Below are 26,707 nucleotides of genomic sequence, written 5' to 3' on the forward strand. Positions count from 1 at the left end.
GTAAAAACTTTTACCTTAAGAAAGGAACTTATTTTGATAGAATTAAAACACATTAGTAAAGTCTATGAAGGCGCTAATCGTGTGGAAGCCTTGAAAGATATTAGTCTCGATGTTAAAGAAGGCGAAATCTTTGGTATTATCGGTCAATCTGGGGCTGGTAAATCTACATTGATTCGATGCATTAACATGCTCGAAGCACCTACATCTGGCTCTGTTATCGTAAATGGTACAGACTTAACTACACTTGGAGAAGCTGAATTGCGTAAAGCTCGCAAAAATATTGGTATGATTTTCCAACATTTCAATCTTTTGTCCTCTCGCACAGTCTATGACAATGTGGCGTTCCCTTTAGAATTACAAGGGATGAGCAAGGCTGAAATTAAAGATCGTATCGAGCCAATCCTTGAAATTGTAGGCCTTAGCGACCGTATAAACAATTATCCGTCTCAGTTGTCTGGTGGTCAAAAACAACGTGTTGGTATCGCTCGTGCCTTAGCCTCAAATCCAAAGGTTCTCCTTTGTGATGAAGCTACATCTGCTCTCGATCCACAAACGACAGATTCCATTTTGAAATTGTTAAAAGATATCAACGAAAAAATGGGTCTCACTATCGTCCTCATTACACATGAGATGCATGTTATCCGTGAAATCTGTGATCGCGTAGCAGTTATTGAAGGTGGCGTAATCCTCGAGGAAGGTAGCACTGTTGAGGTATTTACACATCCTCGTGAAAATACAACAAAAGAATTCATTAGCTCTGTTGTGAGTGACAACTTACCACCAGAAGCGTTAGAACATTTAGAATTGCATGACCAATGGATTGCAGGTACAGCTCCATTAGTACGCCTTAAATTCACAGGCCAATCTACAGATGAACCTGTAGTGGCAGGTCTCGTACGACGCTTTAACCTCGATGTAAGTATCCTCTTTGGTGGCATCGACTATATCCAAAATACATGCGTTGGTCGCCTTATCGTCATCTTAAATGGCGATCCTGAAAATGCGCAAGAGGGCTTAGACTACATCAAAACATTACCAATTGAAAGCGAGGTGATCGGTTATGTCAGAGCAAATCATTAATCTACTCATAACTGGTACCCTTGATACATTGCAAATGACCATCATCTCTACGGTAATGGCAATGTTGCTTGGTATCCCTCTCGGTGTCGTTTTGGTGGTAACGTCTAAAGGTCACATCTTAGAAAATGTAGCTCTTAACAAAGTGTTGGGCGCCATCGTAAATGCGACGCGTTCAGTACCTTTCATTATTTTGATGGTTGCTATCATTCCCTTTACACGTATGGTAGTAGGTACATCTATCGGTACTACTGCAGCTTGTGTGCCTTTGACAATTGCAGCCATTCCATTCTTAGCTCGCCTTGTAGAAACATCTATTAAAGATATCAACTTTGGTGTTATTGAGGCGGCTCAATCCATGGGTGCAAGCCCGCTCCAAATCATTTGGAAAGTATTATTACCAGAAGCATTGCCTACGATTATTGACAATGTAACGGTTCTTATCGTTAACCTTATCGGTTACTCTGCAATGGCTGGTGCTATTGGCGGCGGTGGTCTCGGTGACATTGCTATCCGATATGGTTATCAACGTTTCCAAGCAGACATTATGATTGCTACCATCATCATCTTGATTATTTTGGTACAAGTTGTACAAATGATTGGTGATGCTTGGTCTAAAGCGATGAATAAGAAGTAGGAGGATCCTATGAGCATCAATGAAAAATTGAGAAGTCAACAAAACGATGAGTTATTCACCGCTATTTTAACACTTGAAAATACAGAGGAATGCTATGCATTTTTCGAAGATATTTGTACGATTAATGAATTAAAAGCTTTATCTCAACGCTTGCAAGTAGCAAAAATGTTGCGTGCAGGGGATAGCTATGAAAAAATCGTAGAAGAAACAGGTGCGAGTACGGCAACGATTAGCCGTGTAAAGCGATGTCTAGTCTATGGTGCTGATGGCTATACATTAGCACTAGATCGTCTAGGTGCAAAATAATATAAACTAGCATGACAACGGTGGCCCTTTGGCGACCGTTGATGTGCTATCTGTAGGAGGTTTATATGGAGTGGCTCATTGAGGTAACAGGTTTACCATTTGATATCCTTATACTTATTTTGCTCGCCGTAGCGGGGGCTTTCGCAGGATTTGTTGACTCCATTGTGGGCGGCGGTGGACTCATTTCTGTACCAGCTATGTTATTAACAAATCTTCCGCCTAGTATGGCCTTGGGCAGTAATAAATTATCCAGTATTTTTGGCGCTGGTAGTGCATCGATTACGTTCTTGAGAAATCACATGGTTGATTTTTCTTTAGTTCGTAAACTATTGCCCTTTACCTTTATTGGCTCTATGATTGGTACCTTAGCGGTTGTATCGTTACCGCCATTATATGTAAAGCCCATTATTATCATCTTGCTCGTTTGTGTAACCCTTTTTGTGGTATTCAAAAAGGATTGGGGAGAGGTGAACCGCACTTCTGCAGTAGTGGGTAAAGCTCTATATATTTGTATGGCCTTTGCTCTTGGTATTGGTGCCTATGATGGTTTCATTGGTCCTGGTACAGGAACATTTTTGATAATGGGCTTTATCTTTACAGGTTTTGATTTTTTACATGCATCAGCTAATGCGAAAGTATTAAACTTTACTAGTAATGTAGCGTCTTTATTGGTATTCTTATATTTAGGGCATGTCAATATTAAATATGGTCTTGCCACAGGGGCGGGACAAATCATAGGCGCCTATTTAGGCTCTCATTTAGCTATTGCTAAGGGCTCGTCTTTAGTGCGTGTAGTATTCTTGTCGGTGACGACGGTAATGTTGTTGAAATTAGTGTATGACTATGTTTCAACGTTATAGGAGGACAAAGTATGCCTCATAAAAGTGATGTACAAGTGGCATTGATCAGTGGTGGTACATCGGGTATTGGCTTTGCTACGGCCAAGCTTTTACTGAAAGAAGGTTGGTGCGTAGTCATCAATGGCCGAAACGAAAAAACTGGTCAAAAAGCTAAGACTAAGTTGCGCCGCTATTCTTCAAAGGTACAGTACATTCAAGGTGATGTATCTAAACTTGAAGATTGTCAGCGCATTGTAAAAGAAACAGTTGATGTATTTGGCGGTGTATCTGCTCTCGTAACAGCGGCTGGCTACTATGAGGAAGAGTTGTTAGCGGATGTAACAGAGGCCGCTTTTGATGAAATGTTTGGTACTAATGTAAAAGGTACAGTTTTCTTGTGCCAAGCGGCGCTTCCTTATTTACGCTCTGCAAAAGGTAGCATCGTAACGGTAGCTAGTGATGCCGGTTTACAAGGTAATGTAGCCTGTTCCGTATACGGTGCATCTAAAGGTGCGGTAGTGAGCTTTACAAAATCTTTATCCCTTGAGATGGCACCGCATGGTGTTCGCGTTAACTGCGTATGTCCTGGTGATGTAGATACATCCTTAGTAGATAAACAGATTGCTAATACTCATCAAGATAAGGCTACTGCGAAGGCTGAAATGGGGCAACACTATCCATTAGGCCGTATTGGCAAGCCGCATGAAATCGGAGAAGTAATTGTATTTTTATTGAGCAATAAAGCGTCCTTTGTAACGGGTGCAGCTTGGACTATCGATGGTGGTCTCACTAGTTGGTAAGATAGAAAATATTGGAAGTTATTTTATTTTTTAAATCTATAGATAATTAGAAAAATTCATTTCACTTCTAGCAATAGAATGGTATAATAATACTAATAATATGACCTATAGTTGGTTCACAACAAAGGAGAATACTTATGGCAGAATATAATGGCGTAACACTTGAGCCACTTATGGATGGTTCTCAAGATCGTGACTATCAAGTTGAACAATTTATTTTCTGGGGTGCAGGTCGTGCAGCAGCATTGGCGTTATCCCCTAAATTCAGCAGTGTTGCTTTGTGCGCCAATGCTACGTACATGGTAACTCGTATTGCTCATCTTTATGATGTGGAATTACAATCTGGTGCTGCAGTAGGTTTAGTTGGCGGTCTTAGCACAGCTGTAGGTACAGCGGCTATTTCCCTTCTTATTCCTTTGAAAGCAGTTCGCGTTCCTGTAGCGATTGGCTTAACATATGCTATTGGTAAAATTGCTCATATTTGGATTCAAGATGGTATGCCTTCTGATATCGAACGCTACAAACCAATGGTTGCTGAATTCCTTGAAAGCGGTAAAGCGATTGCATCTGAAATCGTTCGTGATGCAGGCGCTAGTATTCCTTTCACACAAGGTCAACGCGATGTATGGGCAGGTATTGCTAACGAAACAGGTCTTGCTAAAGAAACTTTGAAACAAGTTTACGAAGAAAAAGTAACACCTGCTATCGATAAATGGAATAACGAAACAAAATATCAACTTCATGATAATGCAGCAGAAGTGGTAGCTAAAGTATCTGATGCAGCTAAAGAGAAAATTGATGTTGCAAAAGAAAATATTGACATAGCAAAAGAATTGGCTAAAGGTGGCGTAGAAGTAGCTAAAGCTTCTGCGCAAGTAGCAGTAGACACAGTAAAAACTAAAGCTTCCGATGCTGTAGAAACAGCAAAAGATGCGGCTGCAAACACTGTTAGCACAGCGAAAGATAAAATTGGTAGTTTGCGCAAATAAGCGCTGAAGGATTATTACGATGAATCCCATAAAAATTATTAAATACGGTAAGTATTTTAACGAATCAAGATTTGTAGGCTTTCTTGGCCGATATGGTAAGAAACTTGCCTTTGTACAACAAGCGATAACCTTATTCCTCTGTTTACGAGATAAAGATACTCCAAAATATGTAAAAGCAGTCATTGCAGGTGCCTTAGGGTATCTCGTATTGCCTGTTGATGTTGTACCGGATACGATTGCCGTATTAGGTTGGTTAGATGATGTGGCGGTACTCGGAATAGCCTTTAAGATTGCGAATCGTTACATTAAAACGAGTCATCAAGAAGAGGCAAAAAAATTCTTCCCATTTGGTAGCAGTCGCTAACTTTTACCATTTAAGGCAGTTTGATCCACAGTGATTGAACTGCCTTTAATTATTTGACACCCTAAAGTAATAGATATACAATGAAAATTGTATACTATTTAAAAAGGACTAGATTTATGCATATTGCTTCAGTAAATGTACGATTTTACGAAACCGATATGATGGGGATTGCGCACCATAGTAATCACTTTAGATGGTTTGAAATGGCGCGTATTGAATTCCTTCGTCAAATCGGTGTAACCTTGTGGGATATGATGAATGAGGATATTGTGTTTCCTATTATGAACGTATCTTGCAATTATAAAGAACCAGCGAATTTTGATGATGAACTTCACATTGAAACGTACTTGGTTAAAATGACGCGTGCTCAAATGGTTTTCCGTTATCGTATGAAACGCGCTAGTGATGGTGCGCTTCTGGCAACGGGAGAAACTAAGAACGCTTTTATGTCGAAATCAACAGGAAAGATTGTGCGATTAGACGATACTTTTTATCAGCCTATGTTAGCAGCTGTTGAGGAGATGCCTAATGAATAATGTACAACAATTGCCTATCGGTGTATTTGACTCTGGTGTAGGCGGACTATCAGTATTAAAGGTATTACAAGAACAATTTCCAAATGAAGATTTTATCTATATCGGTGATAATGCCAACAATCCTGTAGGCAATCGCAGTGATGATGAAATTACGTTTTTAGCATGCCGTATTGCAGAGGCGCTTGAGAAGCAGCCTGTTAAATTGATGGTTATTGCTTGTAATACTTTCACCGTTGTTGCCCTTGATGAGGTACGTGAACGCGTATCCGTTCCAGTTATTGGGGTTTCTCAAGGCGTTAAAACCGCTATTAGTGAAAGTAAAAGTAATACTATTGGTATTATGGCTACTGTGGCTACTGTAAACAGCCATATTCATAAGCATGTCGCGTTAGAAGTTGATCCTGAAGTGCTGGTGTGGGAACAACCTTGTCCTGAACTGGCAGGTCTCATTGAGCAAGGTCATTTAGATGACTTTTTCGTTCGTGATGTGTGCGAAGAGTATGTAGAGCCTTTACTATCTCGTGAGATTGATGTAGTTGTTTTGGGCTGCACTCATTTCCCATTTGTTAAACCTTTATTAGAGGAATTAACTGCTGGTCGGATCCAGTTTGTAGATCCTGCTTATGAAACGAGCAATCTTGTTTGTCGTATTTTAGAGCATAAGAACCTCTATAACCCTCAAGAAAACCTTGGTACGGTGAAACTGTATTTCACAAAAGATATTGACCTTGGCGACACATTAAGTGCGTCCTTCCTCGATACAAATCGTCGTACCATTGAACATATTACACTATAAAGGAGATGCCCTATGTGGTTTTATAACATCCTAACTGTAGTAGTATCCATTATTGTGGCTATTGCAGTACTGTATTTATTATTCCGTTTGTTCGCATTGAAACAAGGTGATGAAAAGGTTATTTTGTTGCCAAAACGAGCAACTAATTTCCAAGTATCCGATCGAAACTTTGAATCGATTACATTGTTCTGTGACGTTCCTTTCGTAAATAAAGGTCGTCAAAATGGTACGATTATGGACTTATTCCCACGTCCATTATTGCCTGAGGAACAATTTGATTCTGTGAAAGTAGACGCATGGGCTATGGATATTAATCGCCCACGTCACGATGGATATTTTGAAGCTGTTATCATTAAACCACGTAAAGGTGGCACTATCCGTGTATATGTTACGTTAATAGGTAAAAGTGGCAATATTCGAGAAGATATTAAGGGTTTCCCATATATGAATATCGACATTTACTACCAAGTGGTTGGTCGTGAAGATTACCACATTGATAAACAACGTATTCGTTTGACCCCAGAAGAAGTAGAGGCCGCATTAGGCCAATAAGGAGGCATTTCAATGGCAGAATTAGAGTTAGTATGTGTACCAACACGTATTCTTACAGATAATGATGACATCGTAGATGCTATCGTTGAATATGGTGGTCATAATATTGGACCAGAAGATATCGTATGTGTAGCCGAATCTGTAGTGGCTATTACACAAGGTAATTTCACTCGTCCAGAAGAACTAGACGTATGCTGGCAAGCTCGTTTAATTAATCGTTTTATCCATCCAGATGGCTCTATGGCATCCATTTACGGTATGCAAGCGGCTATGGATGTAGATGGTAAATGGAAGGTGTTAGGCGCATTTATTATAGGTGCTATTGCTAAGATTTTCCGTAAACCAGGCGTGTTCTATGCTATTGCTCGTGCAGCATCTTTGGCTGACGATGTAACAGGCACTATGCCTCCATTCGATAAACATATCGTACATGGCCCTAAAAACCCTGATAAAGTAGCTGAGAAAATCGTATCTCGCACAGGTTGCTATGGCGCTGTAGTAGCTGACGTTAATGACTTAAAACGCTCCGCTATCTTAGGTACAAGCCGTGGCATTGATGCTAAGAAAATTGCACAATTGTTGATCGACAATCCATTTGGTAATGATAGCCAAATGACTCCAATTGTTATCATCAAAAATTACGCATCTGTATCTGGTAAATAACAGAAGGCTGTACTCATCACATAGAGATGGGTACAGCCTTTTTTATATTGTAATTAGGAGGTTGTATGTTATTAGGTTTAGACGTAGGTGGTACTTTTACCGATGCCGTAATTATTGATGGTCATCGCGTAGTATCAACTGCTAAAAGACGGACTACAAAGGACAATCTAATGCAAGGGATAGGTGAGGCCTTAGATGCAGTCCTAGATAGTTGTGATACATCAAATATTGAACAAGTAACCTTATCTACTACAGTTGTGACAAATACCATCGTAGAAAAAAAGGAGCAGGTTGTAGATCTGTATGTAGTAACAGGGCCTGGTCGTAATGTAGACGACATATTTCCTGTGAGCCCTATATATCTTCAAGGCTACACAGACCACAGAGGTATCGTTGTAGAGCGTACCTCTACCGATGGCGTACGTGGTATAGCTCGTATGGTACAAGAACGAAGTGGTACAGATTTGGCCGCTGTATCTGCAAAATTTGGAGTCCGCAATCCTCAAGAGGAATTATCTATAACAGAAACATTACAAGAAACGTATAATACCATATCTAATGGCAGTTTATTAAGCGGTTCCTTGAACTTTCCTCGTCGCACTATTAGTGCTTACTTTAATAGCGCTGTAACGCCCGTATTTACAGTATTTAAGAAAAATGTGGAAGATGCGCTGAGTGCACGAAATATTAAGGCTCCACTTCATATATTAAAGGCCGATGGAGGCTCTCTTCCTATGGAGCACATGGTAAGTCGACCTGTAGAAACCGCTTTTACGGGACCGGCTGCCACTGTGCTTGGTTTATCTGCTCTCGGTACTATAGGTAATACGCATACAGTAGCGCTAGATATTGGGGGAACTACAACAGATATTTCCCTTTGGAAACAGGGGAAACCATTGATGACGAAGAATGGCGTATCCATTCGTGAATATCCAAGTGCAGTGCGATCCTTTGCAGTTACCTCCGTCGGTATCGGCGGTGAGTCGGTAGTTCGCATAGTAGATGGTGAAATTACGGTAGGACCTGAACGTGTAGGTCCTTCAGCGGCTTTAGGTGGCCATGAACCTACCTTGGGGGATGCTCTCATCGTATTAGGACACGCAAGTTATGGGGACGCTGAACTTGCCACACAATCCTTACAACAGTTAGCTCATCTGTTACAGGCTAATTGGAAATACGGCGAATGTGAAGATACATTGGGGAACCATATTTCTGAAAAGCAATGTATTCATAATGTGTCAGCTTTAGATGTAGCACAGCTTATTGTTAAAAAGGCATTAGAAACAATTCAACATGGCATCGATGAGGTAGTACAGGCAGAAAATAAACGACCTGTTTATGTAGTGGCGGATATTGTAAATCCCGATGTTTTTGTGCCTGCTCAAATCGTCGTAGTAGGCGGTACAGCACCTAGCTTAGGGCCAAGTATAGGCGAGTATTTGAATTTACCGGTTACCATTCCAGAAAATGCAGCTGTAGCAAATGCTATTGGTGCAGCATTAGCACTATCTACTATTGAACTTACCGTTCACGTCGATACAAAACGTCGCTTGCTTGTCATTCCTGAGTTAGGTATTAAGCAGCAAGCCTGTACCTTAAAACGAGCTGAACAAGTCGTAGAGCACGCAAAAGAGGCTCTTATTGAAGAGGCATTGCGCTTGGGACTAGATAAAACGCAAGAGGTGGAGGTTATTAGCATTGAAGATTTCCCCGTTGTTGAAGGTTGGCAATCGATGGAACGTCTAATTACGGTGAAAGTACAACTAGAAGCGGGGGTGAAACACTATGTGGAATAAGGGACTGTCCTATCGTGAGCGCCATGGACTCAGAAATGTTGGTATAAATAAGATTTCCAATACAAAGACAGGCGACACGTTAAATTCGGACAAAATTGTATCAAAACATAGTTTAGGTCTAGTCTTTTTCCCTGCCTTTGACTGGAAGATTTCAGAAACTCACCCTGAACGACAAGAGCGTTTGCTCTATACGCGAGATCAAATAGTAGAGGAAGGTTTATTAGACATCTCGAATATTAGAGAATATAATCCTATCGTAGCTGATTGGGATACCATAGAGCGTGTTCATGTAGGTGCGCCTGACTTAGAATCCTGGGTAACGGAAGCACATCGTGTATCTGCAGGAGGCGCTATTGCGGCTGCTGATGCGGTTGTGCGTGGAGAGGTAGACCGTGCCTTTGCCCTCGTTAGACCTCCAGGACATCATGCGATGGCTATGGTACATGGTATTCGTGGTTTCTGTACCATAAATATTGAAGCTGTTATGATTCAACATATGCGCCAAACATATGGTATCAAACGTGTTGCTGTGGTGGATACAGATGTGCACCATGGCGATGGTTCTCAAGATGTGTTCTATCACGATCCCGATACTCTATATATTAGTTTCCATCAAGATGGTCGCACGCTATATCCAGGCACTGGCTTTATGGATGAGTTTGGTGGACCCCAAGCTATCGGTGGCAATATAGATATTCCATTGCCACCTGGCACTGGTGATGAAGGGTTGATGAAGGTTATGCGCGAATTAGTATTACCTATATTAGAGGAATTTAATCCGGATATCGTCATCAATTCTGCAGGGCAAGATAATCACTTTAGCGATCCTTTGGCGAATATGCAGGTTACCGCAAAAGGCTATGCCGAGCTTGTAGATTTATTGCAAGCTGATATAGCTGTCTTAGAAGGTGGTTACTCTGTACAGGAAGCGTTACCTTATGTAAATACAGGTATTATTTTATCTATGGCAGGCCTTGATTACAGCCAGGTCGTAGAACCTGCCTTTGATCCTATTAAATATAAGCAAAGTCAAAATGTAACTACCTATATAGATGACCTCATTGCTAAATGGAAGGTGCAATGGGCTAATCGCCATAAGATGGCCGAAGATGAGCGCCTAGGTGCGGGAGATGTTTGGTCTAATCACTATAATGTGTATTATGATGAAACGGGCGTACAAGAGGAGCGCCTTGAAAAGGTGCGCATGTACGAAGATAAGGTAGGCTGGCATAGCGTGCTTTCACGGGGCCAATATGGACCTTATGGGCCACAAAGTGTATATGCTATGTTCATCCCTTGGCAAGGGGACGACGAAACACGGCAAGATGCGATTGTAGAGGCTAAAAGAGCTAAAGCAGAGGGCGGGGCAAGTCGTTATGTTGTGGTAGATCCTCTTGGTGAAGGACAATATGAACTATAGTGCTAGTATTATTTGTGTTAACATATGAGCGATGTTACGGCACTATGGTATTACATTACAATATGCTTTATAGTGCTAAAAAATAGAAAAATTGTGATATAATAGAAGAAATAACGCCCCTTTATGTAAGGGGCGTTCTAATGTTTAGTTTTAGAATGGTGAGGTTCCTATGCGCAGCGATAATAGAACAGCAGGTCAATTGCGACCTATTAAAATAACACGGAATTTTACAGAGTATGCAGAAGGTTCTGTACTCATTGAGTGCGGCAAGACTAAGGTTATCTGTACAGCCACTGTTGAGGATTCTGTGCCGCGCTGGCTAAAAGGGTCTGGTCAAGGATGGGTAACAGCAGAATACTCCTTGCTGCCACGTTCTACGCAAACTCGCGTAAGCCGTGAAGCTGCAAAGGGTAAACAAACGGGCCGCACTGTAGAAATTCAACGCCTTATCGGTCGTGCATTACGCGCTGTTGTAGACCTTGAAGCACTTGGTGAACGTTCTATTACGATCGACTGCGATGTAATTCAAGCCGATGGCGGCACGCGTACAGCATCGATTACAGGTGCCTTTGTAGCCCTTGTTGATGCGGTGGACTTCACCTTTGGTGGCGCAGGCAAATTCCCGATTACTGACTTCTGCGCGGCTATTTCTGTAGGGATCGGTCCAGAGGGGCCTATTACGGATCTTTGCTACGAAGAGGATAGTGCAGCTATCGTTGACATGAACGTGGTGCGCACAGGCTCTGGCAATATGGTTGAAGTACAAGGTACAGGTGAACATGGTACCTTTAACCGTGATGAACTCAATGCATTACTCGACTTAGCGGAGGCCGCTACAGATGAGCTCATGGCTAAACAGCGTGAAGCACTTGGCTCAACAGCAGATAAAGTAGGTAGGGTATATCCTACAGCTCCGGAGGTGTAAGGTGGAACAAATCGTATTAGCTACAGGCAATAAGGGGAAAATTCGTGAATTTTCTGAGGCTTTCTCTCATTTATCTATCGATTGTATACCTGTAAAAGAGGTTGTTACCATTGAGGAACCTGAGGAAACAGGTAAAACCTTTATGGAGAATGCGCTTTTAAAGGCTCGCTACTACGCAAAAGCTACAAATCGTCCATGCCTTGCGGACGATTCTGGCATTACTGTAGATGCTCTTGATGGTGCTCCAGGTGTCTATTCTGCTCGTTATGCAGGTCATCATGGTGATGATAATGCTAACAACGAAAAGCTAATCCAAGAGTTACAAGGAAAAGCTGACCGTACAGCTCATTATGTATGTGCCTTAGCGCTCGTATATCCTGATGGTCGTGAAGTAACCGCTGAAGGTTATTGTGATGGACTCGTTCAAGATGAGCCAAAAGGGGACAATGGTTTTGGCTATGATCCATACTTTTATGTACCTGAATTTGAAAAGACAATGGCAGAACTTAGCATTGAAGAAAAGGAAACCATCAGCCATCGTGGTCGCGCATTACGTGAATTAATTAGTAAACTTTGATATTTTTGAACTATATGATATAGTTCATATAATATGTAATATAATAGTATTAGAGAATTTATAAAATGAAACGAATTGGTATTTTGAGTGATACCCATGGGTATCTAGAGGATATTGATCTCGTCTTGGCGGCTACGGCCGATCAAGATATCGATATGTGGCTTCACGCTGGTGATTTGGGTGATGATGCGCGCTATATGCAGGGACATACGAATGTGCCTGTTTATGCAGTGCGCGGCAATAATGACCGAGTACAACCACTTGAGCCGCGAGAACAGTTGATTCCCTTAGAGGATACATATATTTACATGACTCATGGAGATAAGGTATCATATTATAATCGAATACAAAAACTGATTGAGTTAGGCACTGATATGGGGGCGCGACTCATCGTGTCCGGTCATAGTCATCATCATGGTGAGGTTCGTGTTCGTGATGCGGTATTTGTGAATCCCGGCAGTATATCGTTGGCTCGTGACCGCTCAGGCGGTACATTTGCTATCGTTACCTACGATAATGGACAGTTTAGTGTAGAGTTTGTGTATAAACAAGATATTGTTTAGTTATATGGTAAAAGCTTTGAGCCTCGACGGGTTAAGCTTTCAAAAAATAGTAAGTCTATGCATGGAAAGGGTTATGACATATCATGGATACACTAGTTAAAGCAAAGCCTAAAATGAAATTATACGGTTTTAATAATCTCACAAAGACGTTGAGTTTTAATATTTATGATATTTGTTATACTCGTACGGAAGAAGAGAAAAAACAATACATTCAGTACATTGATGAAGTATACAATGCAGATCGTTTAACAGCTATTTTGACGGAAGTAAGCCGTATTATCGGAGCTAACATCCTTAATGTAGCGAAACAAGACTACGACCCTCAAGGTGCGTCTGTTACGATTTTGATTTCTGAAGAGGAAATTGAAAAAGAAGATGTAGTCATGCATCTTGATAAATCTCACCTTACTGTACATACTTACCCTGAAAGCCATCCTCACAAAGGGATTAGTACGTTCCGTGCCGACATTGAAGTATCTACATGCGGTCAGATTTCTCCCCTTAAAGCACTTAACTATTTGATTCAAAGCTTTGACTCCGATATCCTTACATTGGACTACCATGTACGCGGCTTTACTCGTGATGTATCTGGTAAGAAAATCTATATCGATCATCGCATCAACTCCATCCAAAACTACATTAACTCTAAAACTCGTAACATGTACAACATGATCGATGTAAACGTATACCAAGAAAATATTTTCCACACAAAAATGATGTTAAAAGAGTTTGATTTGGATAACTATCTCTTCGGTATTACTGAAGCTGAATTGAGCGAACGTGAAATCAAGCAAATTAAACAGCAATTAAAACAAGAAATGATGGAAATATTCTATGGTCGTAATCTGCCATCTGTGAAAGCTTAACAATAAATTTGAAATATTTTCAAAATCTATATATAGCAAAATACGAATATAATACGTAAGTAGATAAGCCTTAGTTGGCTTATCTACTTTTTGTTTGCTTATCACGATTTTTAATAACAGAAATTAATACTATTTAAATCTAAAAAAATCGATAATTATATCGAAAAAACTTGTGTTGTTATTTATGATTTTGTATAATACAATTAGTTTATGGTATTAATTACCGACTCTAAAGAGTCCGATTGTTTCCACAAAGGAGAATTATTATGGACGTACGTGAATTAGCAGTACAGAAAAAACGTGAATTGAAAGGTTTCCTCACTGTAGGGACTAAATATGAATTGAAAGACGCACATGACTTGTCTGTAGCGTACACCCCAGGTGTAGCAGAGCCATGCTTGCGTATTAAAGATAATGAAGCTGAATCCTTCGAATTAACATGCCGTTCCAACATGGTTGCCGTAGTTTCCGACGGTACTCGTGTACTTGGTCTTGGCGATATCGGCGCTGCAGCAGCATTGCCTGTAATGGAAGGTAAATCCTTATTATTCAAAAAATTCGGCGATGTAGACTGCATTCCATTGGTTGTAGATACTAAAGATGCTGATACTTTGATCAACACTGTAAAATTGTTGCAAAAAAACTTTGCTGGTATTAACTTGGAAGATATTTCTTCTCCTAAATGCTACGATATTGAAAATCGTTTGAAAGAAGAATTGGAAATCCCTGTATTCCATGATGACCAACACGGTACTGCAATCGCATGTTTAGCTGGTGTAAAAGGCGCTCTTCGTTTAGTTAAAAAAGATTTAGCGACTGCTAAAATCATCGTAAACGGTGCTGGTGCAGCTGGTGCAAACATTGCTCGCTTGTTATACCTTGCAGGCGCTCGTGATATTACATTATTAGTATCCTCTGGCGTATTGCACAAAGATTACAAACGTCTTGACTCCTTGCAATCTGAATTGATCGACTTGCTTAAACTTGAAGAAAAACATGGTGGCTTGGCTGAGAATGCTAAAGGCGCTGATATTCTTCTTGGTGTATCTGCAGCAGGTGCTTTCACTAAAGACATCTTGGAAAACTTGGCTGATGATGCAATCGTATTCGCAATGGCTAATCCTAACCCAGAAGCTACATATGCAGATATGAAAGCTGCTGGTATCCGCGTTGCTGGTACAGGTCGTTCTGACGCACCTAACCAAATCAACAACGTAGCGGTATTCCCTGGCGTATTCCGCGGTGCTATCGACGTACGTGCTTCCCAAATCACTGATGAAATGAAATTAGCTGCTGCTGATGCATTGGCTAACTTGATTCCTGATAGCGAATTGAACGAAGAAAACGTAATGCCATCCGTATTCGATCCTCGCGTAGCTCCAGCGGTTGCTAAAGCAGTTGCTGAAGTTGCTGTAAAACAAGGTATCGCTAAAAACCCTGGCGTAGTAGAAGACGGTAGCTACGAAGGTTAATCTATTTGCTGTAAAAGCATTGGTATAACCATAAAATAACTATAGAACAATATGACATGCACCTCGAAAGGGGTGCATGTTTTGCATATAGATGAATAAAATTTAAAAAATTAATGAAGTTGTAAAAAAGTACTTGTCACTATTTTGTATCGATGATATAATTATTTTCGTTGCAGAGCGATACTCGAAAGAGTAGAAAACTCAACAAGAGTAGTGGTTGACATCAACTACCGGGTTTGCTATAATAGCAAAGTAATTAATGACGGGGCATAGCGCAGTTTGGTAGCGCACCTGGCTTGGGACCAGGGGGTCGCAGGTTCGAATCCTGCTGCTCCGACCATTTTTTATTTGCGGGTGTAGCTCAATGGTAGAGCCCCAGCCTTCCAAGCTGGTCGCGAGGGTTCGATTCCCTTCACCCGCTCCATTTTTTTTTGCCTTTTTTAGGGTAAAACGTAATATTGACGATATATACTACATAATTTATACTATAATAGATAATTACATATATAGGTAATCCACATGGTTCAGTAGCTCAGTTGGATAGAGCAACGGCCTTCTAAGCCGTGGGTCGGGGGTTCGAATCCCTCCTGGATCACCAAAGAAATAAGCGGATAGCTCGTAATGAGCTATCCGCTTTTTTGTGTTCAATATATACTAATAGCTGTAAAAAAGACAAAAAATAATTATTCATGCTATAATACTAAAAATGAATAAAAAATGAAGCATAATTGTGTGGTATTGTAAGGGAGCTTGTAATGAAAAATATAGAGGGTATTTTTAAGTCAATAAAACTTAAAGAACGTAAACAAGAAGAAAAATGCTATTTTGATCCTATTCGCTATTTTTTAGTTCAAAAAACACCAGAAGAAGAAGTTCGCCAGAAAACAATTATATTTTTACAAAATAAGCTTGGTGTACCAATAGAACGAATTCGTGTAGAAGAGCCTATGTGTCATGTAAAGAAGGGGTTAAGAGGTAGAGCTGATATTGTTGTTTATCGTGATGATAAACAAGAAGAACCTTTAATGGTGATTGAGTGTAAAGCTCCATATATTGATGTTGATTGTAATATGGTATTAGATCAAGCTGTAAGATATAGGAACATTCTTGGTGCAGAATATATTATGCTTGTTAATGGTGTAAATGCTGTAGTATATCAATTTAAAAATGGAAGACATAAAGAGATAGATAAAGTTCCTTCATATCAAGAACTTCTAAAATCAAAAGTAAAGATTGTTAAGCAGCGTAAAGATAAACCTTATACATTTGAGGATATTAAATTTAAAAGGTTACAAAATAATTTTTTGGATATGGGATATATTGGTGAGGATAGTCCTAAAGAAAATTATGAATTTTACCTTAATCTTTTGAATCTATTATTATTAAAGAAGATTTCATCTTCAAATATTTTAAATAGGATAGGTGTAATAGAAGATTGTTTTAGAGGATTTACTTTTTTTGGAAATCGTGGTGGCGGAACGTATCAAACTTGGACGCGCTTATTTATCGCTCAGGACCATGAAGGTAAAGATCAAGTATTGGGAATCAGTATATGTGCTACAGCACATACAGAAAATGATCCCCATTGGGGGACTAGCATTGGTAGGACTCAATTAAATATATCTATAACGAATAAAGAAACTAGACATCATTCATTACAGTTGAATTTGGATAAATTTTGTGAGTTTGATATCGATACTAATATGATTAAAATTACACATAATGGTGCTATAACAAGAGGTCGAGATGGAGCGTTACCTAAAAAAGAATTACTTGCATATATTCAAAAAAAAGCTCCTGAATTAGTAAAAGATGATAGAATACACTTAGGTTGTGTAGATAACTCTCGTTTGTTAGAGTGGAGGAATCCTAATGTACAATCCTTCATAAGAAATTTGTTACGTTATGCTGTACTTCGTGATGGATTTAGAGCAGAATACAAAAAATCAAAGTAATATTGTTAATAAAAGATCATTCTTTGGATGGTCTTTTTGTTTTTTTATATAAATAACTTAAAAGTTTAAAATGATTTACCTTCCATAAATCCAGTATTTATCTATGTTTTTGCTTTCAAAATATATTGATTAAATAAAAAAGTCAAAAAATAGTCAAAAATTTTCTTTTTGACCTATTGACTTTTTGACTTTATAGAGTTATTATTATGTCACAGGGTTAAGAAACCTAGTGAAAATAGTATTAGTCAAATAGTTAAACTCTATGATGTATGAGGGGGTTATATATATGAACAACAACTTTAACAATTTTGGTAATGAATTTAGCAGCATGAATGATTTATTTAATCAATTGATGGGTAATATGGGTGGTTATTCCACAGAAAATCGACGTTATAAAATTAATGGTCGTGAAGTAACTCCAGAGGAGTTTGCTTACTATCGTCAAACTGGTCGTTTACCATCTAATGAAGAGATGCAAGCAGCTCAAGCGGCACAACAAGGTAAAATTAAACAAGATGGTATCCTTGCTCGTTTAGGTACTAACTTGACTGACCAAGCTCGTGACGGCAAACTCGATCCTGTAATTGGTCGTAATAAAGAAATTCAAGAAACAGCAGAAATCTTAGCACGTCGTACTAAAAACAATCCAGTACTCGTAGGTGATGCTGGTGTAGGTAAAACTGCTGTAGTAGAAGGCTTGGCACAAGCTATTGTAAATGGTGATGTACCAGCTGCTATTAGAAATAAAGAAATCATTTCCATCGATATTTCTGGCTTAGAAGCAGGCACTCAATACCGTGGTTCTTTCGAAGAAAACATTCAAAACCTTATTAAAGAGGTAAAAGCCGCTGGCAATATCATCTTGTTCTTCGACGAAATCCACCAAATCTTAGGTGCTGGTTCCACTGGTGATGGTCAAGGCTCCAAAGGTTTAGCAGATATCTTAAAACCGGCTCTTTCTCGTGGTGAATTATCCGTAATCGGTGCTACAACACAAGATGAATACCGTAATACAATTATGAAAAACGCTGCTTTGGCTCGTCGTTTCAATGAAGTAAAAGTAAACGCACCATCTGCAGAAGATACTTTCAAAATCTTGCAAGGTATTCGTCCATTATACGAAGCGCATCATAATATTGAATTGCCTGATGCTGTGTTGAAAGCAGCGGTAGATTATTCTGTACAATACATTCCTCAACGCAGTTTGCCAGATAAAGCAATCGACTTGATCGACGTAACTGCAGCGCACTTGGCATCTCAACATCCTGTAACAGATATTAAAACATTAGAAGCAGATATTGCAGATGCAAAAGCAAAACAAGAGGAATATGCTCAAAAAGAAGATTATGAATCCGCTATCAACGAAAAAATGCGTATTCAAAAATTACAAGCAGAGCTTGATAACCATACAGAAAACCAAAAAGTAGTAGCTCAAGTGAACGACGTAGCAGAAGCTGTTGAAAGAATGACAGGCATTCCTGTATCTCAAATGGGCGCTTCTGATATTGAACGCTTGAAAGACATGAAATCTCGCTTGGAAGCTCATGTAATCGGTCAAGATAAAGCTGTTGAAGCTGTATCTCGTGCTATCCGTCGTAACCGTGCTGGCTTTGACGAAGGCAACCGTCCAATTGGTAGCTTCTTGTTCGTAGGTCCTACAGGTGTAGGTAAAACTGAATTGGCTAAACAATTAGCTATCGACATGTTCGGCAATAAAGATGCTATCATCCGCCTCGACATGTCCGAGTACAGCGATCGCACAGCTGTATCCAAATTGATTGGTGCTACAGCAGGTTATGTAGGTTATGAAGATAACTCCAACACATTGACTGAACGCGTTCGTCGTAATCCATACTCTATCGTTCTTTTCGATGAAATTGAAAAAGCAGATCCTCAAGTTATTACATTGCTTTTACAAGTATTGGATGACGGTCGCTTAACAGATGGTCAAGGTAATACAGTAAACTTCAAAAATACTGTTATCATTGCTACATCTAATGCAGGCTTTGGTTTTGGTGCTGATGCTCAAGATGAAAGCAAAACTGACATCATGGAACGTATTGCACCATACTTCCGTCCAGAATTCTTGAACCGCTTCAACGGTGTTATTGAATTTAACCACTTAAGCAAAGACGATTTGAAAAAAATCGTAGATCTAATGTTGGCTCAAGTTAATAAAACATTAGCTAAGAAAGGTATTACTTTAGATGTAACTGAAGAAGCTAAAGGCTTATTGATGGAACAAGGTTATGATAAAGCTATGGGCGCTCGTCCATTACGCCGCGTCGTAGAAACTGAAATCCGCGATAGTGTAACAGACTTCTACTTAGATAACATCGATGTAAAACACTTACTTGCTGATGTAAAAGATGGTCACATCGTCATTTCTGAAAAAGTAGCAGATGATTCCGTGAAAGCAGAAGAAGATCATACAACTACAGATGAAAATAAAACAGCAGAAGACACTAAATAATATTTGAATCTGCTAGTTGTAAAAAGCACTCGATAAAAAATCGGGTGCTTTTTTCTTTATATAAAATAAATTTCTGATAGTGATAAATATCATTTGTATATATACGTAGAATTTAGTATAATTTTATCAATAATGATAATAATTCTATAGAATTTAAAAGTTTCATGAAGTGGAGAGGAGAGTGTGTATGTCACATTATATAGATTTAAACAGTGATTTAGGCGAAAGTTTTGGTAATTACACATTAGGCATGGATAGTGAAGTATTGAATCACGTTACAAGTGCTAATGTCGCCTGTGGTTGGCATGCTGGAGATCCTCTTATTATGGATGCTACAGTGCGCATGTGTAAGGAGAAGGGCGTAGCCGTAGGGGCACATCCTGGCTATCCTGATTTGATGGGCTTTGGGCGCCGTGCCATGGCAGTAAATCCCGGTGAAGCAAAGGCGTATATGATATATCAGTTAGGTGCATTGCAAGCCTTTTGTGATAGTTATGGTGTTACATTACAGCATATGAAGTTACATGGTGCTTTTTATAATACGGCCTGTGTAACACCTGCGTTGGCTGATGCCGTGCTAGATGGTTTACAAGCGGTGAATCCTAACATTGCAGCTATGGTCTTGAGCGGTAGCTATATTGCTAAAGAGGCGGAGCGCCGAAGTATCCCTGTGATTCAAGAGGTCTTTGCAGATCGTGGTTATACCGATGAAGGTACGCTCGTACCTCGTACTGAGCCTGGTGCTTTTATCAAAGATCCTCAAGAGGCTCTTGAACGAGTTCTTATGATGGTCAAAGAAGGTAAAGTAGTAACCAATACGGGTAATACCATAGATATTGTGGCAGACTCTATCTGTGTTCATGGTGATAATCCAGAAGCGATCGCTTTCACAAAGTATATTCGTGAAGGCCTTGCAAAAGCGGGTGTAACGGTCGCTAATTTCCTAGACCGGAAAAAATAAGTATTGTATAAAGTATTAGTTCTATGTGGAGGTTCTTATGAAACCAATTACAGGTAAAGCTAGTTTCTCTGTCCTGTTAGGGGCAGCATTCTTGATGGCCACGTCTTCTATTGGACCGGGCTTTATGTTACAAACAGCGGCGTTTACAAATGAGCTGAAAGCAGATTTTGCATTTGCCATTGTTGTATCCGTTATTTTTTCTATTATTGCACAGCTTAATGTATGGACTATCATTGGCGTATCCCAAATGCGCGGTCAAGATATTGCAAATAAAGTATTGCCAGGCCTAGGTTATTTTGTGGCATTTTTGATTTCCCTTGGGGGCCTAGCTTTCAATATTGGCAATATCGGTGGTGCATCAATGGGTCTCAATATTATTTTTGGTGTTGATACGACTACAGGGGCTGCCATTAGCGGTATTTTAGGTATTTTACTATTTACGTCTAAGAAAATGGGCGGTGTATTAGATAATACGGCAAAAGTTCTGGGTACAGTTATGCTTGTTCTCATCGGTTACGTAGCCTTTTCTACGAATCCACCTGTTGCTGAGGCTGCTACTCACGCCTTTGTTCCTACTAATTATCCTTGGCTTGCAACGATTACCCTCATCGGCGGTACAGTAGGTGGTTATATTACCTTCTCCGGTGGGCACCGTCTTATCGATGCTGGTATTACAGGTCAAGAGCACTTGAAAGATGTACGGCGTGCAGCGATTATGGGTATGTCTGTAGATGCCTTAGTTCGCGTGTTATTATTCTTAGCAGTTCTTGGTGTTGTATCCATGGGCTTTGTACTTGATCCTAAAGATCCAGCTGGCTCTGCATTCCTTCTAGGTGCTGGTGAAATTGGTCATAAATTATTCGGTATCGTATTCTTCTGTGCTGCCTTAACCTCTGTAGTAGGGGCTGCCTACACATCTGTTTCCTTCTTGAAAACACTATTTAAAGTAGTAGAAAAAAATGAAAAATTAACTATTATGGCCTTCATCTTTATTTCTACTTGTATCTTAATCTTTATCGGCAAACCAGCATCTCTATTGATTTTGGCAGGTTCCGTAAATGGTTTAATTTTGCCGGTTACATTGGCGGTTATGCTCTTTGCAACACATAAATCTGAAATCGTAGGGGCCTACAAACACAATAAACTGTTATATTACACAGGTTGGATTGTAGTGCTTGTAACAGCTTACATTGGTGTAACATCTTTGAAAGGCATTGCGAAACTTCTAGGTTAATTTAATATTTGTGAAAGCACCATTATGTTCTCTTCGAATATAATGGTCCTTTCAGGTTATACAGGGAGGTACATATGAAGCCTACAATTTCACCTGTAGGTGATCGGGCTATCTCTATTGATTTTGGTCAAGTAATCGATCCAACAATTAATCGACATATTCGACAAACTATAGAGCGAATTAAAGCGCTTCAGCTCGAAGGAATTATTGAACTAGTTCCTACATACTGTGCATTGCTGGTAGAATATGATGCAATGCTATATTCTTATTCTGAAATTTGTAACATTATTGAGCCCACATTAGAAGAAGGTATGACTGATACGACAAATGAACTGGTCACAGTTGTTGAAGTACCCACCGTATATGGTGGCGAATTTGGTCCCGACCTTAGCTTTGTAGCATCTCACAATCACTTAAGCGAAGATGAAGTCATATCTATTCATAGTGGAACTGATTATTTAGTATATATGCTAGGCTTTATTCCTGGCTTTACCTATTTAGGTGGCATGGATCCACGTATAGCGACGCCTCGTTTATCTTCGCCCAGAACTTTGATTCCAGCCGGCTCTGTAGGAATTGCAGGGGAACAGACTGGTACCTATCCATCTGACTCTCCAGGGGGCTGGCAAATCATTGGTCGTACGCCAGTGACCATGTATGATATGTCAAAGGCACAAGCTGCATTATTAAAAGCGGGTGACTATGTGCGTTATGTACCCATTGATGAAAGTGAATTCCATCGCATCAAAGCGTTAGGTACTGATTATGTTCCTGTTATACGTGAAGTAGAGGTAGGTGATTTACGTGGCGTTAAATAAGTTTGAAAATACTGTCATCCACGTAGATGCACCAGGTATGTATACGACTATACAAGATATAGGCCGCGTGGGGTACCAACAATATGGTATGCCTGTTGCAGGACCTATGGATAGTGAAAGCTATCTATTAGGGCAAGCGCTCGTAGGTAATGTTGAGCCTGTAGGGGCCTTAGAATGTACGGTGTTACCGCCAACATTAACTGTAAAAGGAACATGTATAGTTGCTTTCACCGGGGCGGATATGCAACCTACTATCAACAATGTAGTAGTGCCTAGATATATTCCCTTTGTGTGTTACGAAGGGGATATTATATCTGGTGGATTTAGCCAATGTGGGGTGCGCATGTATATTGCGTTCTCCGGTGGTATCAATGTGCCTGAAATTAATGGCAGTGTCTCTACTCATACAAAAGCAAAAATAGGTGGGCTAGAAGGCAGACAATTAAAAGCTGGTGATGAGTTTGGCATAAAACCTTTCACGTCTAAAGACATCCATGTGTGCGAGTATGGTGGAGAAGGACATAATTTGTTCAATACAATACTCTATAACCGTGGTGGTCGTTATTGTCATGAACCGCTACGTGTTGTCCTTGGCAATCAAGTTAGACATTTTACTGAAAAAGGGATTAAAACCTTTGGTAGTAAACTCTATACCTTAACAATGCAATGTGACCGCATGGGCTTCCGTTTCGACGGTCCTATTATAGAACATGTAGATAGTGCAGATATTATATCCGATGGTGCCGTATTTGGATCTATTCAAGTTCCATCCGATGGCAACCCCATCGTTCTTATGGCGGATCGTCAAACAACGGGAGGTTATACAAAAATTGGCACAATTATCACGGCAGATCTACCTCGTTTAAGTCAATTGCCTGTAGGGGATGGTATCCACTTTGATATCGTAACTATAAATGAAGCACAAGACATATATCGGACGTATATGAAACAATTGCAGGAATGGTTGCAATTGGCACAAGAACAAAGTATTTATGTGTTTAAGGTAAGGAATAAAATTTAAAAGTTTATATAAATTTAATGAAGTGGACACCTCTGCAATGAGAATGTACGGTTTAAGCTGTACTATTCAGTTACAGAGGTGTTTTTCTGTGTCTATAATCATATAAACTCAATTTAAAAATTTAATTATGAGTTTATATTCATTTTACAACTTTATTTATGGTGTAAAAATGACACATTTATGGTAAAATTTTGACATAAGTCATAAAAAAATCCGCATAATTGCAGTATTTGCATAGGTTATTATTTTTATGAAAGTTTAATGAAAACTCTTGCAACTATATCGAAGATTTTGATATACTAACTACATCGAAAAAAGCAAAAGTCGTTTGTGACTGACAAATTAATAGTATATATATAGAGAGATTATAAGAAGGTTTATAGGAGAAAAGGAGAACTGAAGAATGAACAAAATTTTTAAGGTGGTTTGGAGCAAATCCAAAGAATGCTACGTAGTAGTATCTGAATTCGCTAAAAACAATAGCGGTAAAAAGAAAATCGTAGTAGCTGGTATCTTTGCAGCATTAGCTATGACAAATGCTAATGTGGCATTGGCGGTAAACGATGTGCCTGCATCTACTGGTAATGCCACTGTTGCTTTAGGTACTGGGACCATTACTGGTACAAATGCAGTTGGTTTAGGTAAGAATGTAACGGCTACTCTTAATGATGTTGTTGTAATTGGTACTGATGCAAAAGTAGAGTCTGCTGGTGGTGGGGTTGCTATTGGTCAAAATGCTTATTCAAAAGCTCGATATGCTAATACACCAAGTGTTGCTGTAGGTAAAAATTCAATTGCAAATGGTGGTACTGCGGTTGCTCTTGGTACTGGTGCGACAGTAAACGAAGCTGGTAATTCATATTCACAAGGTATTGCCATCGGTGGTGGTGCATTACCGGGGCAAGGGGCGGTTGTTGTAGGGGACCAAGCCATTGCTATTGGTGGTAATACAAAGGCTCTTGGTCACTCCTCTATTGTTATTGGCGGTGACGATGCTGATAGAATGACGTCTACTAGAGCAGTTTATACTGATATTACAACAGGTAAACCTGCTGTCGCTACTGTTTCTGCTGCTGTTAAAGCTTTAACGGGGTATGAAATTAAGTGGAGAGATTATAATAATGCTACAGCGGACCATATCGGTATCACAGTGGGCACTAAGGGTCAATCTGGTAATGCTGGCATTGCTATTGGTACGGGCGCTGACTCTAAAAATCGTATTGCTGGCTCTTTGACAGGTGTTAATACAAGTGCTGCCGATAATGATTCTGTAACAAATGCCATCGCTATTGGTACAGGTGCGAAAGCAAATCGTGATAACTCTGTTGCTTTAGGTGGTGGTTCTACTACAGATAAGCCAGGTACTAAACAAACTAGCTATACATTGCCAACAGGTGTTACTGCAAAATGGTCTGGTGGTGAATCAACTTTAGAAGGTGACGTTGTTTCCTTCGGTGCGGAAGGATTCGAGCGTCAGTTGAAAAACGTAGCTCCTGGTGAAGTAAGTGCTACTTCTACAGATGCGATCAATGGTTCTCAGTTAGCTGCTATCGCAGATCAAATTGCACATAAATATGTATCTATTACTTCTGATGTAGTACCTAATAAAGATAACACTGGTGCAAAGGCTGATGAGTCTATTGCTATTGGTCCTAATGCATCTACAGATAAGGCTGCAACAAGCTCTGTAGCTATTGGTGATGGTGCAAGTGCGACGGTTACTAATGGTGTTGCGATTGGTTCTAAATCTGTGGCAAGTACTGCAGCAGGTGTAGCTGGCTATAATGTAAATACGGATCGTACTGATAAATATGCTGGTTTAAGTGGGGCTACCTTAACATCTACATTAGGTGGCGTTGCTGTCGGTACAACAAATCAAACTCGTCAAATTAACTATGTAGCTGCTGGTACCGCTGATACAGATGCTGTTAACGTAGCACAATTGAAGAGCGTTAACCTTGCTTTCACAGGTGACACTGGTTCTGGAGACGTAAATCTTGCTAACAGCAAATTGGCAGTAAATGGTGATAATACATACATCGAAACTAAAGCTAATGGAAAGAAAATTACAATTGCTGGTAAAAAGCAAGATATTACTGTAACTAACGGCGTTGCTACAGCAACTCCAGGTATGGCGGATGCTAAAAATGTAGCTGATGCAATTAATCAAGCAGTTGCTAATAGCTCTTCTAGCTGGAAATTATCTGCTAATGGTGAAGCAACAACTGCAACAGTTGAAAAAGGTAATACAGTAGACTTCTCTGGTGACGATAATGTGACAGTTGCAAGAAATGATAAAAACATTTCTGTATCCTTGAAGAAAGATCTTACTGGCTTGAACAGTGCATCTTTCAACAATGCTGCCGGTAATCCAACTGTAAAAATTGATGGCGATAAAGGGATCAATGCTGGTAACATGAAAGTTACTAACGTAGCAGATGGCGTAGCAGATAAAGATGCTGTTAATGTATCTCAATTGAAGAAAACAGACGATAAAGCAGAAGCTAACAAAGCTGCTATTGCTCGTAAAATTTCCCTAGATGGTAACACTGGTTCCACTACTGAAAAATCCTTGAGCACAGGCGATGTGAAATTCAAAATCAAAGGTGAAGACGGTATCACAACAACTGCTGCTGGCGATGATGTAACTGTTAAACTTGATACAGATACTAAAAATAAAATCGATAACGCTGCTAACAAAGATTTGAGCAACTTGACTCCAGCTGGTGAGCAAGAAGTTAAAGATTTGGCTGCTTGGAATGTAGTAGCTAATAGCGAAACTGCTGAAAAAGTAAAAGGTGGCGACACAGTTAAGTTTATCGATGGGGATAACATTGAAATCACTCAAGCAGGTAAAGATTTCACAATCTCTACTAAGAAAGATGTAACATTCGATAATGTAACTGCTAACCAAGCTATTACAGCTCCTAAAGTAAAAGCTACAACTGGTGTTGAAACACCTCAAGTTACTGGCTTGACTAATAAAACTTGGGTTCCAGGTCAAACACAACCAGTATCTGGTCGTGCAGCGACTGAAGATCAATTGAAAGCTGTAGATGATCAAGTA

Annotated in this window: 25 protein-coding genes and 3 tRNA genes; all 28 read left to right on the forward strand. The window is 39.7% G+C overall.

Annotation, left to right across the window (positions count from 1 at the left end; translation table 11 throughout):
- The first annotated feature begins 33 nt into the window (after positions 1-33).
- Complete coding sequence (locus tag KH364_RS05880; RefSeq protein WP_273298948.1) at positions 34-1,080, forward strand: methionine ABC transporter ATP-binding protein; 1,047 nt, start codon at positions 34-36, stop codon at positions 1,078-1,080.
- On the forward strand, positions 1,061-1,714 hold the full coding sequence (locus tag KH364_RS05885) for a methionine ABC transporter permease (protein ID WP_273298949.1): 654 nt from the start codon (positions 1,061-1,063) through the stop codon (positions 1,712-1,714). The genes KH364_RS05880 and KH364_RS05885 overlap by 20 nt, the downstream gene beginning before the upstream one ends.
- Positions 1,715-1,723: 9 nt before the next feature.
- Positions 1,724-2,020 carry a YerC/YecD family TrpR-related protein gene (locus KH364_RS05890; protein ID WP_004693609.1) on the forward strand — a complete coding sequence of 99 codons (297 nt, stop codon included), beginning with the start codon at positions 1,724-1,726 and terminating at the stop codon, positions 2,018-2,020.
- Positions 2,021-2,085: 65 nt separating this feature from the next.
- Entirely contained in the window at positions 2,086-2,880 is a 795-nt protein-coding gene (locus KH364_RS05895; RefSeq protein ID WP_273298950.1) for a TSUP family transporter, read from the forward strand.
- Between the two features lie 11 nt (positions 2,881-2,891).
- Positions 2,892-3,659, forward strand: coding sequence for an SDR family oxidoreductase (locus tag KH364_RS05900; protein WP_273298951.1), 768 nt, complete (start codon positions 2,892-2,894; stop codon positions 3,657-3,659).
- A 137-nt stretch (positions 3,660-3,796) separates the two neighbouring features.
- A complete protein-coding gene (locus KH364_RS05905) occupies positions 3,797-4,648 on the forward strand; it encodes a hypothetical protein (RefSeq protein WP_009352007.1) in 852 nt (283 codons plus the stop codon).
- 19 nt (positions 4,649-4,667) lie between these two features.
- Positions 4,668-5,012 carry a YkvA family protein gene (locus tag KH364_RS05910; protein ID WP_273298952.1) on the forward strand — a complete coding sequence of 115 codons (345 nt, stop codon included), beginning with the start codon at positions 4,668-4,670 and terminating at the stop codon, positions 5,010-5,012.
- Between the two features lie 116 nt (positions 5,013-5,128).
- Entirely contained in the window at positions 5,129-5,548 is a 420-nt protein-coding gene (locus KH364_RS05915) for a thioesterase family protein (RefSeq protein WP_009352011.1), read from the forward strand.
- Positions 5,541-6,344, forward strand: coding sequence for a glutamate racemase (murI, locus tag KH364_RS05920; RefSeq protein WP_273298953.1), 804 nt, complete (start codon positions 5,541-5,543; stop codon positions 6,342-6,344). Before KH364_RS05915 ends, murI begins: the two co-directional genes overlap by 8 nt.
- A gap of 12 nt (positions 6,345-6,356) precedes the next feature.
- Positions 6,357-6,896, forward strand: a complete 540-nt coding sequence (locus KH364_RS05925; RefSeq protein WP_009351927.1) for a hypothetical protein — start codon at positions 6,357-6,359, stop codon at positions 6,894-6,896.
- Positions 6,897-6,908: 12 nt separating this feature from the next.
- Entirely contained in the window at positions 6,909-7,559 is a 651-nt protein-coding gene (locus KH364_RS05930) for a coenzyme F420-0:L-glutamate ligase (protein WP_273298954.1), read from the forward strand.
- Between the two features lie 65 nt (positions 7,560-7,624).
- Positions 7,625-9,355: a hydantoinase/oxoprolinase family protein gene (locus tag KH364_RS05935; RefSeq protein ID WP_273298955.1), complete on the forward strand. Its 1,731-nt coding sequence runs from the start codon at positions 7,625-7,627 to the stop codon at positions 9,353-9,355.
- Entirely contained in the window at positions 9,345-10,775 is a 1,431-nt protein-coding gene (locus KH364_RS05940; RefSeq protein WP_273298956.1) for a histone deacetylase, read from the forward strand. The genes KH364_RS05935 and KH364_RS05940 overlap by 11 nt, the downstream gene beginning before the upstream one ends.
- 169 nt (positions 10,776-10,944) lie before the next feature.
- A complete protein-coding gene (gene rph, locus KH364_RS05945) occupies positions 10,945-11,700 on the forward strand; it encodes a ribonuclease PH (RefSeq protein WP_105081510.1) in 756 nt (251 codons plus the stop codon).
- 1 nt (position 11,701) lies between these two features.
- The gene (locus KH364_RS05950; RefSeq protein WP_273298957.1) at positions 11,702-12,277 is read left to right on the forward strand and encodes an XTP/dITP diphosphatase; all 576 of its coding nucleotides are present in this window, start codon (positions 11,702-11,704) and stop codon (positions 12,275-12,277) included.
- Between the two features lie 65 nt (positions 12,278-12,342).
- Positions 12,343-12,840, forward strand: coding sequence for a YfcE family phosphodiesterase (locus KH364_RS05955; RefSeq protein ID WP_273298958.1), 498 nt, complete (start codon positions 12,343-12,345; stop codon positions 12,838-12,840).
- 83 nt (positions 12,841-12,923) lie between these two features.
- A complete protein-coding gene (gene speD / locus KH364_RS05960; protein WP_105081512.1) occupies positions 12,924-13,706 on the forward strand; it encodes an adenosylmethionine decarboxylase in 783 nt (260 codons plus the stop codon).
- Positions 13,707-13,972: 266 nt separating this feature from the next.
- Entirely contained in the window at positions 13,973-15,178 is a 1,206-nt protein-coding gene (locus KH364_RS05965; protein ID WP_273298959.1) for an NADP-dependent malic enzyme, read from the forward strand.
- 263 nt (positions 15,179-15,441) lie between these two features.
- Positions 15,442-15,518 (forward strand) — tRNA-Pro (locus tag KH364_RS05970).
- Positions 15,519-15,528: 10 nt separating this feature from the next.
- A tRNA-Gly gene (locus KH364_RS05975) sits at positions 15,529-15,602 on the forward strand.
- Positions 15,603-15,699: 97 nt separating this feature from the next.
- Positions 15,700-15,776, forward strand: a tRNA-Arg gene (locus tag KH364_RS05980).
- A 157-nt stretch (positions 15,777-15,933) separates the two neighbouring features.
- Entirely contained in the window at positions 15,934-17,133 is a 1,200-nt protein-coding gene (locus KH364_RS05985) for a type I restriction enzyme HsdR N-terminal domain-containing protein (protein ID WP_273298960.1), read from the forward strand.
- A gap of 286 nt (positions 17,134-17,419) precedes the next feature.
- Complete coding sequence (locus KH364_RS05990; protein WP_273298961.1) at positions 17,420-19,606, forward strand: ATP-dependent Clp protease ATP-binding subunit; 2,187 nt, start codon at positions 17,420-17,422, stop codon at positions 19,604-19,606.
- A 187-nt stretch (positions 19,607-19,793) separates the two neighbouring features.
- On the forward strand, positions 19,794-20,567 hold the full coding sequence (locus KH364_RS05995; protein WP_273298962.1) for a 5-oxoprolinase subunit PxpA: 774 nt from the start codon (positions 19,794-19,796) through the stop codon (positions 20,565-20,567).
- Positions 20,568-20,604: 37 nt separating this feature from the next.
- Positions 20,605-21,801, forward strand: a complete 1,197-nt coding sequence (locus tag KH364_RS06000) for an NRAMP family divalent metal transporter (protein ID WP_273298963.1) — start codon at positions 20,605-20,607, stop codon at positions 21,799-21,801.
- Positions 21,802-21,875: 74 nt separating this feature from the next.
- Positions 21,876-22,619, forward strand: a complete 744-nt coding sequence (gene pxpB / locus KH364_RS06005) for a 5-oxoprolinase subunit PxpB (protein ID WP_273298964.1) — start codon at positions 21,876-21,878, stop codon at positions 22,617-22,619.
- Positions 22,606-23,640 carry a biotin-dependent carboxyltransferase family protein gene (locus KH364_RS06010; protein WP_273298965.1) on the forward strand — a complete coding sequence of 345 codons (1,035 nt, stop codon included), beginning with the start codon at positions 22,606-22,608 and terminating at the stop codon, positions 23,638-23,640. The genes pxpB and KH364_RS06010 overlap by 14 nt, the downstream gene beginning before the upstream one ends.
- A gap of 403 nt (positions 23,641-24,043) precedes the next feature.
- A partial coding sequence (locus KH364_RS06015; RefSeq protein ID WP_273298966.1) for an ESPR-type extended signal peptide-containing protein occupies positions 24,044-26,707 on the forward strand: 2,664 nt, incomplete at its 3' end.

It is taken from the genome of Veillonella sp. oral taxon 158 (genome assembly GCF_018376515.1).
GTDB lineage: Bacteria > Bacillota > Negativicutes > Veillonellales > Veillonellaceae > Veillonella > Veillonella rogosae.